This is a genomic window from Agromyces sp. Marseille-Q5079, assembly GCF_051016555.1.
GTDB lineage: Bacteria > Actinomycetota > Actinomycetes > Actinomycetales > Microbacteriaceae > Agromyces.
The window spans coordinates 1-17,080 of the sequence record NZ_JBPEJF010000002.1; the positions used below are offsets into that span (position 1 = coordinate 1).

At 71.3% G+C, this 17,080-nt stretch carries 14 protein-coding genes; 2 read left to right on the forward strand and 12 right to left on the reverse strand.

Annotation, left to right across the window (positions count from 1 at the left end):
- Positions 1–146: 146 nt before the first annotated feature.
- The 4 genes from eno to ACR3IO_RS03770 form a co-directional block, all read right to left on the reverse strand.
- Positions 147–1,427 (reverse strand): phosphopyruvate hydratase, encoded by a 1,281-nt coding sequence (eno, locus tag ACR3IO_RS03755; protein WP_434069840.1) that lies wholly within the window; start codon positions 1,425–1,427, stop codon positions 147–149.
- Positions 1,428–1,632: 205 nt separating this feature from the next.
- Positions 1,633–1,914, reverse strand: coding sequence for a hypothetical protein (locus ACR3IO_RS03760; protein WP_434069841.1), 282 nt, complete (start codon positions 1,912–1,914; stop codon positions 1,633–1,635).
- An 847-nt stretch (positions 1,915–2,761) separates the two neighbouring features.
- Positions 2,762–4,030 (reverse strand): histidine--tRNA ligase, encoded by a 1,269-nt coding sequence (gene hisS, locus ACR3IO_RS03765; RefSeq protein WP_434069842.1) that lies wholly within the window; start codon positions 4,028–4,030, stop codon positions 2,762–2,764.
- A gap of 76 nt (positions 4,031–4,106) precedes the next feature.
- The gene (locus ACR3IO_RS03770; protein WP_434069843.1) at positions 4,107–4,820 is read right to left on the reverse strand and encodes a MazG family protein; all 714 of its coding nucleotides are present in this window, start codon (positions 4,818–4,820) and stop codon (positions 4,107–4,109) included.
- Positions 4,821–4,982: 162 nt separating this feature from the next.
- On the opposite strand from ACR3IO_RS03770, the gene ACR3IO_RS03775 reads away from it, so the two are divergent.
- Positions 4,983–6,182 carry a Na+/H+ antiporter NhaA gene (locus ACR3IO_RS03775; protein ID WP_434069844.1) on the forward strand — a complete coding sequence of 400 codons (1,200 nt, stop codon included), beginning with the start codon at positions 4,983–4,985 and terminating at the stop codon, positions 6,180–6,182.
- Between the two features lie 79 nt (positions 6,183–6,261).
- Here ACR3IO_RS03775 and mfd read toward each other — a convergent pair whose 3' ends face one another.
- Positions 6,262–9,957: a transcription-repair coupling factor gene (gene mfd, locus ACR3IO_RS03780; protein WP_434070558.1), complete on the reverse strand. Its 3,696-nt coding sequence runs from the start codon at positions 9,955–9,957 to the stop codon at positions 6,262–6,264.
- A gap of 159 nt (positions 9,958–10,116) precedes the next feature.
- Between mfd and ACR3IO_RS03785 the strand changes: the two genes are divergently transcribed.
- Positions 10,117–10,845: an RNase H family protein gene (locus ACR3IO_RS03785; protein WP_434069845.1), complete on the forward strand. Its 729-nt coding sequence runs from the start codon at positions 10,117–10,119 to the stop codon at positions 10,843–10,845.
- Positions 10,846–10,878: 33 nt separating this feature from the next.
- Here the strand turns inward: ACR3IO_RS03785 and pth are convergent, their stop codons facing one another.
- From pth to ACR3IO_RS03820, 7 genes are all read right to left on the reverse strand, one after another.
- Positions 10,879–11,463, reverse strand: a complete 585-nt coding sequence (pth, locus tag ACR3IO_RS03790; RefSeq protein WP_434069846.1) for an aminoacyl-tRNA hydrolase — start codon at positions 11,461–11,463, stop codon at positions 10,879–10,881.
- A gap of 180 nt (positions 11,464–11,643) precedes the next feature.
- The gene (locus ACR3IO_RS03795) at positions 11,644–12,267 is read right to left on the reverse strand and encodes a 50S ribosomal protein L25/general stress protein Ctc (RefSeq protein WP_434069847.1); all 624 of its coding nucleotides are present in this window, start codon (positions 12,265–12,267) and stop codon (positions 11,644–11,646) included.
- A 178-nt stretch (positions 12,268–12,445) separates the two neighbouring features.
- Complete coding sequence (locus ACR3IO_RS03800) at positions 12,446–12,946, reverse strand: gluconokinase (RefSeq protein ID WP_434069848.1); 501 nt, start codon at positions 12,944–12,946, stop codon at positions 12,446–12,448.
- A gap of 53 nt (positions 12,947–12,999) precedes the next feature.
- Positions 13,000–14,055 carry a zinc-binding dehydrogenase gene (locus ACR3IO_RS03805; RefSeq protein WP_434069849.1) on the reverse strand — a complete coding sequence of 352 codons (1,056 nt, stop codon included), beginning with the start codon at positions 14,053–14,055 and terminating at the stop codon, positions 13,000–13,002.
- A gap of 25 nt (positions 14,056–14,080) precedes the next feature.
- Entirely contained in the window at positions 14,081–14,812 is a 732-nt protein-coding gene (locus tag ACR3IO_RS03810) for a fumarylacetoacetate hydrolase family protein (protein WP_434069850.1), read from the reverse strand.
- Positions 14,812–15,585 (reverse strand): SDR family oxidoreductase, encoded by a 774-nt coding sequence (locus ACR3IO_RS03815; protein ID WP_434069851.1) that lies wholly within the window; start codon positions 15,583–15,585, stop codon positions 14,812–14,814. Before ACR3IO_RS03815 ends, ACR3IO_RS03810 begins: the two co-directional genes overlap by 1 nt.
- A complete protein-coding gene (locus ACR3IO_RS03820) occupies positions 15,582–16,994 on the reverse strand; it encodes an MFS transporter (RefSeq protein WP_434069852.1) in 1,413 nt (470 codons plus the stop codon). The genes ACR3IO_RS03815 and ACR3IO_RS03820 overlap by 4 nt, the downstream gene beginning before the upstream one ends.
- Positions 16,995–17,080 lie beyond the last annotated feature (86 nt).

A 17,080-nucleotide genomic window follows, 5' to 3' on the forward strand; every position in this document is an offset into this window, starting at 1 on the left:
GGGCGGATTGGGGGGGGGGACGTGGGGGGGGTTTTCCCTGGTCCACCCCCCCTCCCTTCCCCCCCCCCGGGGAGCCCCGCCCCGAGCAAAACCGGGGGGGCCGGCCCAACCGCCCCCCCCCGCCAGTCGCAACCGGCTCGAGCCGATCAGGCCGTGAACCGGGGGAACGCCGAGCGACCCGCGTAGACCGCGGCCTCGCCGAGTTCTTCTTCGATCCTCAGGAGCTGATTGTACTTGGCGACGCGCTCGCTGCGGGCGGGCGCGCCCGTCTTGATCTGACCCGCGTCGGTCGCGACCGCGAGGTCGGCGATCGTCGTGTCCTCGGTCTCGCCGGAGCGGTGCGAGAGCACGGCGGTGTAGCCGGAGCGCTGCGCCAGCGTGACCGCGTCGAGCGTCTCGGTGAGCGTGCCGATCTGGTTGACCTTGACGAGGATCGAGTTGCCCGCGCCCTTGGCGATGCCGTCGGCGAGGCGCTTCGGGTTGGTGACGAACAGGTCGTCGCCGACGAGCTGCAGCTTGCTGCCGAGGTTCGCGGTGAGCGCGGCCCAGCCCTCCCAGTCGTCCTCGTCGAGGGGGTCCTCGATCGAGATGAGCGGGTAGGCGGCGGCGAGCTCGGCGTAGTACGCGTTCATCTCGTCGGACGTGCGGTCCTTGCCCTCGAAGCGGTAGACGCCGTTCTCGTAGAACTCGGATGCCGCGACGTCGAGGCCGAGCGCGATGTCGGTGCCGAGCGTGAAGCCGGCCTTGCCGATCGCCTCGGAGATGAAGTCGAGCGCCGCCCGGTTGTGCTCGAAGTCGGGGGCGAAGCCGCCCTCGTCCCCGAGGCCGGTCGAGAGGCCCTTCGACTTCAGCAGGCTCTTCAGCGCGTGGTACGTCTCGACGCCCCAGCGGAGGCCCTCGGAGTACGTGGGCGCGCCGATCGGCAGCACCATGAACTCCTGGATGTCGACGCCGGTGTCGGCGTGCGCGCCGCCGTTGATGATGTTCATCATGGGAACGGGCAGCACATGCGCGTTCGGTCCGCCGAGGTAGCGGAACAGCGGCAGGTCGGCCGAGTCGGCCGCGGCCTTGGCGACCGCGAGGCTGACGCCGAGGATGGCGTTGGCGCCGAGGCGGCTCTTGTTGTCGGTGCCGTCGGCCTCGATCAGCGCGGCGTCGACGAGGCGCTGGTCGCTCGCGTCGAGGTCCTCGATCGCGGGGCCGAGGTCGTCGAGCACGGCGTCGACGGCCTTCTGGACGCCCTTGCCGAGGTACCGGTCGTTGTCGCCGTCGCGCAGCTCGTACGCCTCGAATGCACCGGTGGAGGCGCCGGAGGGCACCGCGGCGCGGGCGAGGGAGCCGTCGTCGAGGAGCACCTCGACCTCGACAGTCGGGTTGCCGCGAGAATCCAGGATCTCGCGTGCGCCTACAGCTTCGATGAATGCCACAGTGAACTCCTCTGTGATGGGTGGGTGCGTTGGACGACTCCGTCGTGATCCGCAGGCAAGTCTAGTGATGCTCATGACTCGCGTCCCGACACTCGTGACACGCACCGGCCGGACTACGACATCCACTCGCGCGAGAAGTCGATCACGGCGACCACGCGTGCCATGAACGTCGCCGTGTGCGCACCTTCGCTCCACTCGGCCGGACTCACCGGGCCTCGCGGGCCTTGCGGGCCTCTGCAATCGCGATCATCGCGCGCACACGCCCGATGAAGCGCGCCGGGTCGACGAACAGGTCGTCGGAGGTGACACGAATCACCACCCATCCTGCGGCCTGGAAGTCGCGCGCACGACGGATGTCCCGCTGCCATGTCGCGCGGCTCGTTCGGTGGCCATCGCCCTCGTACTCGAACACGATCCGCCATCGCGGCCACTTCAGGTCTGGATGCAGCACTGACGCGTCCGCCACCGGGGTGGAATCGTTCAGCACGGGCTCGGGGAGGCCGTGTTCGACGAGCAGGAGCCGAGTGAGGGATTCCGGTCGCGACTCGGCTCCCACCCGGACCCGTGGGAGCGCCCATGCGAGGCTTCGCGCACCGCGTCGACCAGCCCAGCGACCGACGGCACATGCGAGTCCTTCGTAGGTCGTGAGCGCCGGCCCACGCTCGCTCCCGCGACGCGGCCCGGTCACGAACGCATCACCGACTGCGACGAGGTCGTTGCGATCGAGCGCCCCCGCGAGTTGGCACCACGCGAGCGCAGGATCGACGACGGGCAGGACATGACGCAGCACGATCGGTATCGGGTCGCGACTCGTGTGACCGTGCACGCCCCGGGTGCGAGCCCTCGCAGTTCCGGACGGAGAGACCACGTGCAGCAGCGAGCCGGCCGTGGGCAAGGGTGCTCCGAGCAGCAGCGCGGCGGTCTCGTGGCTGAACGCCTCTCCGGGGCGCAGCAGCGGCTCGTACGCGCGGCACCGATCGAGCAGTGAGCGTGGGTCGAGTCCCACCGACCGTACAGCCGTGAACGGACGCTGCACGTCGACGGCCCGGAGCCGACTCCGCGTCGATCCGTGCAGCGCCACGTCCCCGACGTGGAAGGCCATTCCGGTCAGGTGACTCGGGAGAGTCGATCGCGTGCGCACGCGATCGACTCTGGCCCTGCGCGGCCACTCGCGCGGTCCACTGTCCACAGGTCTGCGTCGAGAAGTCGCAGATCGCGGACTCAGAGGAAGTGAGGTCGCCATCTGCGACCTCTCGCGTGGGGCCGAGCGCTCAGAAATGGCTAGGCGATGGGGGGCGCGAGGAGGCGCTCGCCGCCGCCACGGCCGCCGCGCGTCAGGCGCCGAGGTCGCGGAAGCTCAGCGACGCGGCATCCGTGGTCTCGAGGGTCACGTTGGCGACGGCGTCGAACCCGTCGGCCGTGACGCGTTCGAACAGGGCGCGCGCGTTCTTCACGCGGCGCTCGAAGCGCACCCGCGTTCCGGATGCCACGAGCTCGTGCTTCAGCTTCAGCAGGGTCGCGGGTTCCACGGCGGGGTCGTACACGAGCACCACGGCGCGAGGGCGGCCCTCGTCGCGCACGGCGAGCAGGTCGACGATGCGCTCGAAGCCGATGGAGAACCCGCACGCGGGGACGTCCTGGCCGAGGAAGCGCCCGATCATGCCGTCGTAGCGACCGCCGCCGCCGAGCGAGTACCCGAAGTCGGGGTGGGCGATCTCGAAGATCGTGCCCGTGTAGTAGCCCATACCGCGCACGAGCGTCGGGTCGAACTCGATCGACGCGTCGGGCAGCGTCTCGCGCAGGGCGAGCAGGTCGGCGTACGCGTCGAGGTCGAGCCACGAGGGCGGCGGGGCGACCCCGTCGCCGAGGTGCCAGTCGGCGCTGGTGAGCGCCTCGAGCTCGGCCGCGACATCCGCCCCCTCGGAGACGATGCCGAGGTCGCGCAGCTCGGCGGCCACTCCAGTGGTGCCGATCTTGTCGAGCTTGTCGATCGTGATGAGGGCGCGCTCGCGCAGGTCGTCGGGCACGCCCCACGAGGCGAGGATGCCGGCCAGCACGCGCCGGTCGTTGAGGCGGATCGTGCAGTCGCCGAGGCCGAGCGCGTCGAGCGCGGCGACGGTCGCGGTGAGCAGCTCGAGTTCGGCCAGCGGGCCCGCCTCGCCGATGATGTCGATGTCGCACTGCACGAACTGGCGGTACCGGCCCTTCTGCGGGCGCTCGGCACGCCACACGGGCGCGATCTGGATCGACCGGAACACCGGGGGCAGCGCCGCGCGGTGGGTCGCGTAGAACCGCGCGAGCGGCACGGTCAGGTCGTAGCGCAGGCCGAGGTCGGCCAGCGAGAGTGCATCGCCGGATGCCGCGGCCGCGGCGAGGTCGTCGGGCGTGATGCCGCGCTTCATCACGGCGAACGCGAGCTTCTCGTTGTCGCCGCCGAGGCCGGCGTGCAGGCGCGAGGCGTCCTCCATGACGGGCGTCTCGATCTCGTCGAAACCGTGGGAGGCGTAGACGCCCCGGATCACGCCGAGCGCGTGCTCGCGACGGGCCTTCTCGGCCGGGAGGAAGTCGCGCATGCCGCGCGGAGGGGTGACGGATGCAGCCATGCCGACCATTCTTCCAGCACGCGTCGGCCCGCGGACGCCGTCAGTCCGCCCGTGACGGCCGGGCCGGCCGTGCAGGTCAGCCGCGATCCGCCTCCACGGACGCGGCATCCGCTCGCTCGGCCGCGCGCACGTCGTCCTCGAATCCGCGCAGGGTCGCGCGGAGGGCCCGCTCGGCGTCGAGTCCCTGCGCGCGGGCGGATGCCGCGAGCTCGAACAGCAGCCGACCGAGTTCACCCTCGGTGGGCGGCGACACCGCGGCATCCGTCGTCGCCCCGACGACCTCGACGCCGACGCCGACCTTCTCGGCCTTGCCGAGCATCTTCTGCGCGAGCGCGAGCGCCGGCATGCCGCGCGGCACGCCGTCGAGCACGCTCGTGCGGTGCGGCTTCTCGTCGGCCTTCAGGTCCTCCCAGAACGCGACGACGTCCTCGGCCGTCTCGGCCTCGCGATCGCCGAAGACGTGCGGATGCCGCGACACCATCTTGGCCGTCATGTGCCGTGCGACGTCGTCGATGTCGAAACGCTCGCCATCGGTGTGCGCGGCGATGTCGGCGTGGAAGAGCACCTGGTAGAGCACGTCGCCGAGCTCCTCGATCATCTCGGCGCGATCGCCGGACTCGATCGCGTCGATGAGCTCCCAGCTCTCCTCGACGAGGTACTGCACGAGGCTCTCGTGCGTCTGGTCGGCGTCCCACGGGCAGCCGCCGGGCGCCCGCAGCAGCGCCACCGTGTCGATGAGTTCGTCGAGTCCGGGATGCGGCGACCCGCCGAGGCCTGCACTGCTCGTCATCGGGCCAGCCTACGAGGCGTCGCTCCCCGCTGCGAGCCGGGCGCCCGTTAGGATTCCGGGAGGGGTGCCGGGAAGTCTGGTCGGCCGGCGGGAGACCGCCGTCACCGCCCCGTCGACGCCTGCGGCCCGCCGCAACACGTCGCACTCACGAATGGAGTGCCCATGAACTTCCTCAGGTCCGAGCGCTGGTCCGCCGTGCTGCTGCTGGTCGCCGCGGTCCTCGGCCTCGTGCTCGCCAACGTCTCGTTCGGGCCGGAGCTCGTCGAGATGAAGAACGCGCACCTCGACATCCCGTGGCTTGGCCTGGATCTCTCCCTCGGCCACTGGGCCAGCGACGGGGCCCTGGCCGTCTTCTTCTTCATCGTCGCGGTGGAGCTCAAGCGCGAGCTCGTCATCGGCGAGCTGAACAGCGTGTCCAAGGCGATGCTCCCGGCGATCGCGGCCATCGGCGGCGTCGTCGTGCCGGCGCTGATCTACATCGCCTTCACCGCGGGCGGCGACACCGTCGACGGGTGGCCGATCCCGACCGCGACCGACATCGCATTCGCGCTCGGCGTGCTCGCGGTGTTCGGCAAGTTCATCCCGACGCGCGTGCGGGTCTTCCTGCTCGCCCTCGCGGTGCTCGACGACCTGATCGCCATCCTCATCATCGCGTTCTTCTTCACCACCGACGCGAACCTCGCGTTCATCGGCTTCGGCGCGATCGCGATCGCCCTCTTCGGCGCCTTCAGCCGTCTGCTGAAGCCCCGCTCGGCGTGGATCCTCTCGCGTCGGCCCCAGTGGCCGATCGCGCTCGTGCTCTGGGTGCTCGCCGCGCTCGCGTGGTACTTCATCTACCAATCCGGCGTGCACGCCACGATCGCGGGCGTCGCGCTCGGGTTCGTCATGGCACGACGTCCCGGCGGTCGCTCGGTGCACGCGCTCGAGCCGTTCTCGAACGGCGTCATCCTGCCGCTGTTCGCCCTGTCGGCGGCGATGGTGCCCGTGCCGCAGGTCACGCCCAGCGAGCTCGACCCCGCGTTCTGGGGCATCCTCGTCGGACTGCCCGTCGGCAAGATCATCGGCATCACGCTCATCGGCGGCCTCGGCGCGCTCATCGTGCGACGGCGCACGGGCGCGCCGATCACGATCGGCGACCTGGCGATGGTCGGCACCCTCGGCGGCATCGGCTTCACGGTGTCGTTGCTCATGAACGAGCTCGCCTTCGCCGGTGACGTCGACGTCGCGAACGAGGGCGTGCTCGCCGTGCTGCTCGGGTCGGGCGTGGCGATCGTGCTCTCGGGCATCGCCGTCACGGCGCGTTCGCGTCAGTACCGGCGCCAGGGCGCGGCATCCGGCCCCGGCGGTCCGTTCTCGCGCTGACGCCGCACGTCACCGCGAGCGGATGCCGCGACCGTCGTCGGATGACGGCGATGCGGCGGCCGGTGCGCGCCCGCCGCGGTCACCCCGCTTCGGATGCCGCAGCCTCGACGCTCGCCTCAGGCAGCGGGAAGATGTTCGCGACGAGCCGCGACACCCACTCGATGAGGTCGGCGTCGCCGGGGGCTTCTCCTCCGGGCGTCGGGAACGGCACGAGGATGACGTCGTTCTGCGCGAAGTGCTTCGCGCCCGGGTACATGCGCTCGAGGCGCACGCGACGCGAGTCGGGGATGTTCGCGGGCGCGATGCGGAGCTTGGAGCCCGTGGCGATGACGTCGGAGAGCCCGGCGCGCTGCGCCTGGCGACGCAGCCGCGACACCGCGACGAGGTTCTCGACCGCCTCGGGCGGCGTGCCGTACCGGTCGGCGAGCTCGTCGACGACGAGGTCGATCTGCCCCTCCTTGGCGGCGGGGCCGCTCGCGGCCGAGAGCTTCTGGTAGGCCTCGAGCCGCAGTCGCTCGGAGTCGACGTAGTCCTCGGGGATGTGCGCGTCGATGGGCAGCTCGAGCCGGAGCTCGGTCTGTCCCTCGGCGACGTCGCCGCGGAACGCGGAGACCGCCTCGCCGATCATGCGGAGGTACAGGTCGAACCCGACCCCGGCGATGTGGCCGGCCTGTTCGGCGCCGAGCAGGTTGCCCGCACCGCGGATCTCGAGGTCCTTCAGCGCGACCTGCATGCCGGAGCCGAGGTCGTTGTTCGCGGCGATGGTCGCGAGCCGGTCGTGGGCGGTCTCGCTGAGCGGCTTGGCGGGATCCCAGAGGAAGTACGCGTACGCGCGCTCGCGTCCGCGGCCGACACGGCCTCGGAGCTGGTGCAGCTGCGACAGCCCGTACTTGTCGGCGCGGTCGATGATGATCGTGTTCGCGTTGCTGATGTCGAGGCCGGTCTCGATGATGGTCGTCGAGACGAGCACGTCGAACTTGCGCTCCCAGAAGTCGTTGACGATCTGCTCGAGCACGTGCTCGTTGAGCTGGCCGTGCGCGACGGCGATGCGCGCCTCGGGCACGAGCTCGGCGAGCTGCGCCGCGACGCGGTTGATCGAGGAGACCCGGTTGTGCACGAAGAACACCTGGCCCTCGCGCAGCATCTCGCGGCGGATCGCGGCCCCGACCTGCTGTTCGGAGTAGGGGCCGACGTAGGTGAGGATCGGGTGCCGGTCTTCGGGCGGCGTCGCGAGCGTGGACATCTCGCGGATGCCGGTGACCGCCATCTCGAGCGACCGAGGGATCGGCGTCGCGCTCATGGCGAGGATGTCGACGTTCGTCTTGAGCCTCTTCAGCGCGTCCTTGTGCTCGACGCCGAACCGCTGCTCCTCGTCGATGATGACGAGCCCGACGTCTTTGAAGGTGACCTTCTCGGTGAGGATGCGGTGCGTGCCGATGACCATGTCGACCGTGCCGTCGGAGAGGCCCGCGATGGTCTCGCGCGCCTCCTTGTCGGTCTGGAAGCGGCTGAGGGCGCGAACGTGCACCGGGAACCCGGCGAAGCGCTCGGTGAACGTCTCGAGGTGCTGCTTGACGAGCAGGGTCGTCGGAACGAGCATGGCGACCTGCTTGCCGTCCTGGATGGCCTTGAACGCGGCGCGCACGGCGACCTCGGTCTTGCCGAAGCCGACGTCGCCCGCGAGCAGGCGGTCCATGGGGATCGACCGCTCCATGTCGGCCTTGATCTCGTCGATCGTCTGCACCTGGTCGGGCGTCTCGACGAACGGGAAGGCCTCCTCGAGCTCGTGCTGCCACGGGGTGTCGGGCCCGAACGCGTGGCCCTTCGCCGCCATGCGCGCCGAGTAGAGCTTGACGAGCTCGACCGCGATGTCGCGCACGGCCTTGCGCGCCCGCCCCTTGGCCTGGGCCCAGTCGCTGCCGCCCATCTTGGACAGCGACGGCGCCTCGCCGCCGACGTACCGGCTCAGGAGGTCGAGCTGGTCGGTCGGCACGAAGAGGCGGTCGCCCGCCTGCCCGCGCTTGGACGGCGCGTACTCGATGACGAGGTACTCGCGCACGGCCTTGGGCTGCTGGGCGATGCCCGCCCGTCGGCTCGGCCCCGTGGGGCGGGAGCCGGTCGCGACCTCGCGCTGCATCATCTCGACGAATCGGCCGATGCCGTGGGTCTGGTGCACGACGAAGTCGCCGGCCTTGAGCTGCAGCGGGTCGACGACGTTGCGCCGGCGTGACGCGAGCTTCGTGTTGCGGCGCGTGTCGTAGCCCGCGGCTCGCCCGTAGAACTCGGATTCGGAGAGGAGGCCGATCTTGACCTCGGGCACCTCGAACCCGCGGGCGGCTCCGGCCTGCACGAGGTAGGCGACCCCCGGTTCGAGGTCGGCCGGCACGGCGTCGACGATGCGGGCGGCGAGTCCGGCCTCGGAGAGCACGTCGCGCGCGCGCTCGACGAGCCCATGACCGGCGGATGCCACGACGAGGCTCCACCCGTCGCGCAGGCGTTCGGAGATGTGGTCGACCGCCCCGGCGACGTTGCCCGCGAAGGTCGGCATGGCCGTCGCGGCCACGCGCACGTAGTCGCCGGCCACGCTCGCCGCGAGGTCGGCGGCCTCTCCGCCGGCCGCCGCCGCGACGACGGCCGCGGCGTCGCCGATGTCGAAGTTCGAGAAGGTCCACCACACGCGGCGCGGGTCGGGCTCGCCCGGCGCGCTGAACAGGGTCGCGTCGCGGAACTCGCGCAGCGTGAGGAAGTCGCCCGCGGCGAGGTCGATCGGCGCGTCGGCGCCGACGGTCGCGGCGCTCCACGCCGCCCCGAGGAACTCGCGGTTGGTCTCGGCGAGGCTGGCCGCGCGACCGGTGACGCGCTCGGGCTGCAGCACGGCCACGGCCGCGCCGAGCGGGAGGTAGTGCGCGAACGGCACGAGGCGGTCGAGCAGGGCCGGCGCGAGCGACTCCATTCCCTCGACCGGGATGCCCTCGGCGACCTTCTCGAGCATGCCCGACAGGCTCGGGAACTCGTGCACCATCTCTCGGGCGCGCTGGCGCACGGCGGGGGTGAGCAGCAGCTCGCGACTGGGCGCGAGCACGACGCGGTCGACGACCTCGGGCAGCGAGCGCTGGTCGGCCACCGAGAAGGCGCGGACCTCCTCGACCTCGTCGCCGAAGAACTCCACGCGCACCGCGTGGTCGGCGGTCGGCGGGAAGACGTCGAGGATGCCGCCGCGAAGGGCGAACTCGCCGCGCCGCGAGACCATGTCGACGCGGGCGTAGGCGAGGTCGACGAGGGTGCGGGCGATCGCGGGCAGGTCGTGGCCCCGCCCGCCGGCGACGAGCTCGATGGGCGCGAGCTCGATGAGGTTGTCGGCCAGCGGCTGCAGCGCCGCGCGCACCGAGGCGACGACGACGAGCGGATGCCGCGCGCCGTCGTGCTGCCAGTCGTGCATGCGCCGGAGCGCGTGCAGTCGCCGCCCGACGGTCTCGGTGGACGGGCTCAGGCGCTCGTGCGGAAGCGTCTCCCAGGCGGGGAACTCGAGCACCTCGACCTGGTCGAGGTACGGCTCGATCGAGGCGCGGACCTGCTCTCCCTCGCGGCTCGTCGCCGTGATGACGAGCAGCGCCGGGGCGAGGCCGGCCTCGGCGCGCCTCGCGAGCAGACCGGCCAGCAAGGGCGCGTCGACGCCCTCGGGTGCGGAGAAGTCGGCGTTGCGAAGGGCCTCGGCCAGCGCGCCGTCGATCGTCGAGGCGCGCGAAAGCGCCGTGTTCAAGCCCTGCAGGATCACCATGCGAGTCTACGCGGGGCCGCCGACACGACCGCCGCCGCGGTGCATCCGCGGTGCATCCGCCGGCGCGCGAGGCGATGCCGCCGACCGCACCGTTGCAGGCTGTCGACGCCCGCGCCCGATACGATGGGCGCCGCACGACGCAACTGGAGGAGCCACGTGATCACAGCCGCCGCCGACGGATCCGCTCTCGGGAACCCCGGCCCCGCCGGGTGGGCCTGGTACGTCGACGACGAGCGCTGGGACGCCGGCGGCTGGAAGCACGCGACGAACAACCAGGGCGAACTGCGAGCCGTGCTCGAGCTGTTCCGCGCCACCGCCCACGTCGACGACGAACTGCTCGTGCTCTGCGACAGCCAGTACGTCATCAACTGCATCACGAAGTGGATGCAGGGCTGGAAGCGAAAGGGCTGGCGCAAGGCCGACGGCAAGCCCGTGCTGAACGTCGAGCTCCTCAAGGAGCTCGACGAGGAGCTCGCCGGGCGGCGGTACCGGTTCGAGTGGGTCAAGGGCCACGTCGGCCACCCCATGAACGAGGCGGCCGACGTGCGCGCCCGCGCCGTCGCCGAGGCGTATCGCCGCGGCGGGGCGGTGCCGTCCGGCCCGGGCTGGCGCGACGCCGGCGAGCGCCGGACGACGCCGGATGCGACAGCCTCCGCCGCGGCATCCGACCGTGCCGTCGAGATCGAGCTCGACGCGGCATCCGTCATCGATGGGTCGGTGCCCTCCGAGGCACCCGACGACGACGCCCTGTTCTCGCTCGAGGACGCCCCCGATGCCTGGCACCAGCTCACGGTCGAGCTCTCGACCGAGGAGCACGACCGCCTGCTGCAGCTCGCCCGCGCAGCCGGGGTCGCGCCCGAGGAGTACCTCCGCAGCCTGATCTGACGCGGGTCGGCGAAGTGCGGCGCACTCGCGGCGTCAGGCGGGCGAGTGGAACTTCTGCTGCGCGGCGACGAGCCCCAGGTCGGCGATGGCCTCGACCGCGTCGGCCGCATCGGAGATGAGGTTGGGCAGGCTCGCGCGCTCGGTGCCCGAGAAGTCCTTCAAGACGAAGTCGGCGGCGTCCTGCCGACCGGGCGGGCGCCCCACCCCGACCCGCACGCGCGTGAAGTCGGCGTTGTCGGTGGCCTTCAGGATGTCCCGCAGGCCGTTGTGCCCTCCGTGGCCGCCGCCCGCCTTCAGGCGCACGGTGTCGAACGGGATGTCGAGCTCGTCGTGCACGACGATCAGCCGGTCGGGCCCGAGCCCGTAGAACTTCAGCAGCGCCGAGACCGGGCCGCCCGAGGTGTTCATGTAGCTGTTCGACTTCGCGAGCACGAGCTTCGGGCCGCCGGGACGCAGGAACCCCTCGGCGACGCGCGAGGGGGTCTTGTGCGTCTTGAACGCGGTGCCGAGGCGCGCGGCGAGCTCGTCGACGACCATCTGGCCGACGTTGTGCCGGTTGGCCGCGTACTGCGCGCCGGGGTTGCCGAGGCCCACGACGAGCCAGGTGTTCGCAGCCACGGTGTGGTCGCCTTTCGGACGGGATCTGAAGAAGTCGAACAAGCCCACGTGAGCCGTTCCTCTCGGACTTGGGGTGGGGTCGGTGCCAGACCGGTGCGGAGACGGGAACGGGCCCGCGGCCCGCATCCGAGCGTACCCGGATGCGATGCCGCAGGCCCGATCGGCGTGCGTGCGCTGAGACTACTCGGCAGCCTCTTCGGCGGCAGCCTCGGCGGCCTCGGTGGCCTCGCCCTCTGCGGCCTCGGCCTCTTCGCCGAGGTCGGCCTTCTGCGGGGTGTGCACGTTGACGATGAGCACGTCGTCTTCGGTGATGAGCGTGGCGCCCTTGGGCAGCTCGACGTCCTTGGCGTGGATCTGCGAGCCCTCTTCGAGGCCCTCGACCGAGACGACGACGTTCTCGGGGATGTGGGTCGCCTCGACCTCGAGGAGCAGCGTGTGGGTGTCGAGGTCGGCGATGGTGCCGGCGGCGGTGTCGCCCGAGACGTGCACGGGGATCTCGACCTGGACCTTCTCGCCCTTCTTGATGACGATGAGGTCCATGTGCTCGATGATCTGGTGCACGGGGTCCTTCTGGACATCCTTCACGAGCACCAGGTTGCTCTTGCCGTCGATCTGCAGGTCGAGCACGGCGTTCGCCTTGCGGATGAGCAGCTGCACCTGGTGGCCGGGCAGCGTGACGTGCTGCGGCTCGGTGCCGTGGCCGTAGATGACCGCGGGGATCTTGCCGACGGCGCGGATCTTGCGGGCAGCGCCCTTGCCGAACGTCTCGCGGTTCTCCGCGACGACCTTGTTGTCTTCAGCCATGATGTCTCTCCTTGCGGGCTCACTCGGCCCAGATCGTGTGTCTGATGTCTTCAACTCGAACGCGCGGCATGCAAGATGCGCGGATGCGTGAGGAATAGCCGTGGAGCCAGCTCCCACCGCGTCGATCACGGATGCCGCAGGCACGATCGCTCGCGCTGCCGGCCTCCCTCGCCGAAGTTCAATCGCCCAGTCTAGCAGCCAGCCGCTCGACGATCGTCTCGACCGGATCGGCGACGTCGACCACGATGCCCGGCTCATCGGGGCCGAGCGGTTCGAGCACGTCGAGCTGGGAATCGAGCAGGCTCGCCGGCATGAAGTGGCCGCTCCGGCCCTCGGTGCGCGCGATGAGCACCTCGCGGGTGCCGTGCAGGTGCACGAACCGCGTCGTGGGGGCCTGCGCGAGGATCGTGTCTCGGTAGGCGCGCTTCAGCGCGGAGCACGCGATCACGAGGCCGTCGCCCGTGCGATGCGCGTCGGCGAGCGTCAGCCCGACGGTCTCGAGCCACGGGCGGCGGTCGTCGTCGTCGAGCGGGACGCCCGAGGCCATCTTCTCGATGTTCGCGAGCGGGTGCAGGTCGTCGGCGTCGGCGAACGGCACGTCGAGGTCGCGTGCCAGCAGGGCGCCGACGGTCGACTTGCCGGAGCCCGAGACGCCCATGACGACGATGACGGGATGCATCACGACCTCCTGGACTCCGACGACGACCTGCGAAGCATACCCGTGGGAGCGATTCACCCGTCGTCGCCGTCCGCGCCGTCGCCGGCGAGGTCGAGCAGCACCTTGGAGGAGGCGGAGGCGTCGGCGGCGACGCCGAACGCCTCGATCGATCGCTCGACGGGCAGCACGTGCGTGACGATGCCCGAGACGTCGAGGCTGCCGTCGGCGAGCGCCGCGATCACGTCGTCGAACTCGTCGGCGAACCGGAACGAGCCGGCGATGGTCAGCTCGCGGGTGATCGCGGTGGCGAGTGCGGCGGGAACGTCGCCGGCGCGCTGCAGTCCGAGCAGCACGACGGTGCCGCCGCGGCGGGCGGCCTCGATCGCGCTCGCGAGGCCGGGCACCGTGCCGCTGGACTCGACGACGACGTCGGCGTGCAGTGCGGCGATCGCCGCGGCATCCGTCGCCGCGAGCGTGCTCGCGCCGTGCTGCTCGGCGAGGCGTCGCGGGAGGTCGTGCAGGTCGGTCGCGATGACCTCGGCGGCGCCGTGGTGGCGCGCGACCGCGACGACGAGCTGGCCGATCGGCCCGGCCCCGATGACGACGACCCGCTTGCCGCGCACGTCGCCGGCGCGCTCGAGCCCGTGCCACGCGACCGCGGCGGGCTCGGCGAGCGCCGCGACCTCGAGCGGGAGGGCGTCGGGCACGGCGTGCAGCATGCGCGTCGGCATCGCGACGCGGCGCGCGAACCCGCCCTGCGTGTGCGGCAGGTGCATGGCCGAGCCGAGGTAGCTCGACGCGGGCGCGAGGTTCGGTCGGTCCGCCGGCCATGGGGTGCGCCCGTCGCCGTGCGGGGTCAGCGGGTGCACCGCGACCCGCGTGCCGGCAGCCGGCCCGGATCCGTCGGCGGCCGCGTGCACGACGGTGCCCGCGATCTCGTGCCCGAGCACCATGGGCTCGCGCAGCACCGAGGCGCCGGCCGCGCCGTGCCGCCAGTAGTGCAGGTCGGAGCCGCACACGCCGCCGAAGGCGACCTCGAGCACCGCCTCGTCGGCTCGGGGCTCGGGTTCGGGCAGCGCTTCGACGCGCAGGTCGTCGGCCGCGTGGGCGACGACGCCGAGGTTCGGCATGGGTCCTCCGGAGAACGACGTGGGGCTAGCGGGTGGGCGTCACGAGTCGGATGCCGGCGACCTCGATCTCGACGAGCGCACCGGGGTCGATGGGAGCCTGCGAGGTCGGCGCGCCGGTCATGACCACGTCGCCGGGACCGAGCGTGGTCCAGGCGGCGAGGTAGGCGAGGCACTCGCGAGGCGAGGCGGGCAACGCACGGCTGCTCGTCGATCCGACGAGCACGCCGTCGATGCGGAGCTCGAGCGCGACGTCGTCGATATCGGCATCCGTGTCGATCACCGGGCCGAGCGGCGTGTAGCCCTCCCCCGCCTTCGACTCGAAGTTGCGCGGGTCGCTCGCGGCGCGGTCGGGGCTCGACAGGTCGTTCACCGCGGTGACGCCCAGCACGTACTCATGCGCGTTCGCCGCGGTGAGCCCGGTCGTCTCGCGGCCGATCACGAGCGCGATCTCGCCCTCGGCGACCGTGACGCCCGCGTCGCGGCGGAGCGTGACGGGCACGCCGGATGCCACGACCGAGCGAGGACTCTTCAGCCACGCCTGCACGGGCGACGCGTGCTCGGGGCCGTTCTGGGCTATGCCCACGACGACGAGCGGCGTGCAGGGAGGGAGGAGCTCGCCGAGGAGCGGCATCCCGGCGTCGACCGGGCGCCTCCCCTCGGCGAACGCGGGATACGGGTCCTCGATCGGCACCCAGCCGTCGACGGATTCCCGCACGTGCACCGGCCCGGCGGGCGTGGCGATCCTGGCGATGCGCATCAGACCACCGCCGTCATTCCGCCGTCGACATAGATCGTCTGGCCGTTCACGAAGTCGCTTGCGCTGCTCGCGAGGAAGACGAGCGCGCCGACGAGGTCGTCGACCTCGCCCCAGCGGCCTGCGGGGGTTCGGCCGCGCACCCACGCCGAGAACGTCTCGTCGGCGACGAGCGCCTGCGTGAGCTCGGTCGCGAAGTACCCTGGCGCGATGGCGTTGGCCTGCACGCCGTGGGGCGCGAGGTCGGCGCAGAGGCCCTTGGTCAGCATGACGACGGCGCCCTTGGTCGCCGCGTACGGCGCGATCGAGGGGCGGGCGAGCTGCGACTGCACGCTGCCGATCTGGATGAGCTTGCCCGAGCCGCGCTCGATCATGCCGCGGGCCACGCGCCGAGAGAGGTGGAACGCGCTCGACAGGTTCGTCTCGACGAGCTCGTGCCAGTCGTCGTCGCTGAACTCCGCGATCGGCGCGCGGCGCTGGATGCCCGCGTTGTTGACGACGATGTCGGGCGTGCCGAGCTCGGCCTCGAGGGCGGCGATGCCGGCGTCGACCGCCGCGGCATCCGTCACGTCGAAGACCGCGCTGAGGGTGCGCGCACCCGTCGCGTCGGAGATCTCACCGGCGGCGCGTGCGGCCTTCGCCGCGTCGCGACCATGCACGACGACCGTCGCGCCCGCGGCCGCGAGGCCCCCGGCGAGCGCCCGCCCGATGCCCTGGCTCGAACCCGTGACGAGCGCGGTGCGCCCGGTGAGGTCGAAGGCGGCGAGGCCGGTCACCACTGGATCGTCCGGATGGAGAGCGTGCTCGCGTCGACGTCGTCTCCGGACTCGGCGCTCGAGACCTTGATCGCGTCGTCGGTGCGGGTGAGGTCGCGACGCAGCGTCTCGGGCACGAGGAAGGTCGATGCCGTCGTGATGAGGGCGAGCACGACCATGTAGATCGCGAGCAGCACCCAGTTGCCGCCGCTGACCGCGATCAGGTATGCGCCGAGCACCCCGGCGACGCCGCCGGCCAGCACGGCCGAGAGTTCGCGGGCCATCGCGACACCGAGGTAGCGGTGACGGTTGCCGAAGAGTTCGGGCAGCATGGCGCACTGCGGGCCGAGCATGGTGTTCACGGCGATGCCGATGCCGACCGCGACGGCCGCGATGGCGATGGGGTAGCTGCCGAGCGAGATGAGCCACCAGGCGGGCACCGCGTAGAGCAGCATGAACACGGCGCCGAAGCGGTAGACCTTGCGTCGACCGACGCGGTCGGAGATCGCGCCGGTGAGCGGAACCGTGAAGATGCCGAGCAGCGAGCCGAACGTGACACCCCAGGTGAGCAGGCTCTTGTCGGTGTCGGGGCCGACGACCGAGACGAAGAACGCGAGCGCGAGCGCCTGGAACATGTAGGAGCCGCCGTTCTCGGCCATGCGCAGGCCGATGCCGACGATGACGCCGGGCAGGCCCTTCGTGAAGATCTCCTTGACGGGCTTCTCGGCGACCTGCTCGTGCTTCTCGAGCTCAATGAACGTCGGCGTCTCCTTGAGGCGCATGCGGATGAACAGCGCGACGATGATGAGCAGGAACGACGCGAGGAAGGGCACGCGCCAGCCCCAGCTGAGCAGCGCCTCCTCGGGCAGCAGCGTGATGAGGCTGAACACGAGCGCGGCGAGCAGGGTGCCCGCCTGGATGCCGATGAACGGCAGCGACGAGAAGAAGCCTCGGCGCCGTACTGGCGCGTACTCGGCCATGAGCACGGTCGAGCCGGCCTGTTCGGCGCCCGCCCCGAAGCCCTGCAGTAGGCGCATCGTGACGAGCAGGATCGGCGCCCAGATGCCGATGGCCTCGTAGGTCGGCAGCAGGCCGATCGCGGTCGAGGCGCCGCCCATGAGCGTGATCGTGACGACGAGCACCCACTTGCGGCCGAGCCGGTCGCCCAAGCGCCCGAAGAAGAGGCCGCCGAACGGGCGGGCGAGGAAGCCGACGCCGTAGGTCGCGAACGCGGCGACCGTCGCCATGGCCGGGTCGTCCTGCGGGAAGAACAGCACGTTGAAGATCAGCGCCGTCGAGAGGCCGTACAGCGCGAAGTCGAAGTACTCCAGCGCACTGCCGACGCTCGACGCGTAGGTCGCGCGCTTGAGGTTGGCGGCGTACTCGGGATCGTCGTTCACCGCGGTGGGACTGGGGGCTGTACCGGTCATGTGCCATCTCCTTTGATCGGCTCGCACGAGTCGCGATGACGGCCACTGTATCAACGTGTTGTACGCAGTTCAACCCTTTGAACTCA